The sequence below is a fragment of the Dietzia sp. B19 genome (assembly GCF_014145155.1).
GTDB lineage: Bacteria > Actinomycetota > Actinomycetes > Mycobacteriales > Mycobacteriaceae > Dietzia > Dietzia natronolimnaea.
Map to the genome: position 1 here is coordinate 1 of NZ_JAALED010000533.1, position 1,087 is coordinate 1,087.

The 1,087-nt window shown below is 72.8% G+C and carries 1 protein-coding gene and 1 pseudogene; both read right to left on the bottom strand.

Annotation, left to right across the window (positions count from 1 at the left end; all coding sequences use genetic code 11):
- Positions 1 to 527 (bottom strand): annotated as a pseudogene (locus tag G6020_RS14555) (glutamine amidotransferase); the annotation flags it as partial.
- A gap of 107 nt (positions 528 to 634) precedes the next feature.
- The coding region (locus tag G6020_RS14560) for a DUF1727 domain-containing protein (RefSeq protein ID WP_182611099.1) at positions 635 to 1,087 on the bottom strand (453 nt) is incomplete at its 5' end.

Here is a 1,087-nt window from a genome sequence, read left to right on the forward strand (position 1 = left end):
ACTCCCTCGACCCGCCCGCCGGCACGCGCGGGCTCGCCTGACGGGACTCCGTTGCCCACGCCCGAGGTGGCGCGTCCGAGCGGGGCGGCGTCCGGGCCCAGGATGGTGGCGCCCATGTGGTTCTCGAAGCCGGTCAGGGTCTGGGTGAGGCCGTCCAGCTGCGGTTCCACCACCAGCTCGCCGATCGAGCGGGTGGCCTGCGGCGAGGTGGTCACGTCGAGCAGGCCCAACCCGGGAGCGCGGGAGCCGTCGGCGACCATGAACCACTCGCCGAACACCTGCATCCCGGCGCAGATCGCCAGCACCGGCACCCCGCGCGCGACGGCCCGCTGCACACCGGGCGAGCCCGACAGGTGTCGTGATGCGAGCTTCTGGGCGGTGTCCTCGCCCCCGCCCACCGTGTAGATGTCACACGAGTCGGGAACGGCGTCGTCGAGGGTGATGCGGACGATCTCGGCGTCGTACCCGCGCCACCTCAGGCGTTGGCGCAGGATCAGGGAGTTTCCGTCGTCGCCGTAGGTGCCCATGACGTCGGGCAGCACCAGGCCGATGCGCACAGTCGACTCGGTGGGCCGCGGGGAATCGGGGGAGACGGTGTCGAGCGGTGAGGCGGAGGCCCCGGCGTCGCGGTCGGTCATGGCTGCTGCTCCTTCCGGGCGGCGATCGCGCGTCCGAGGTCGCGGAACGCGGTGTAGTTGGCCAGCACCTCGACCCGGCCGGGTGGGCACCGCCTGATCGCGGACAACGGGTCGGGCTCGAGCTTGTGCTCGACCCCGGCGTAGCTCAGGCGCACCGACAGGTCCGCGGCGCGCTCACCGGAGGCGTACACGGACACGCCCTCGAAGCTCTCGAATCGCACATCCCACAGCCACGACAGGTCCACGCCGTCGGCCACCTGGCCGTTCACCGCGATCACCAGGCCGTCAGCGGAGGCGTCGATCATGCCGAGCGCCTCCTGCCAGCCGGCCGGGTTCTTGGCCAGCAGCAGGTGCGCGGCGCGGCCGTCCACGTCCACGGTCGAGTAACGGCCCGCCACGTCGTCGACGACCTCGACGGCCCGGACCGCGGCCGCGGGGTCGGCGCCCAT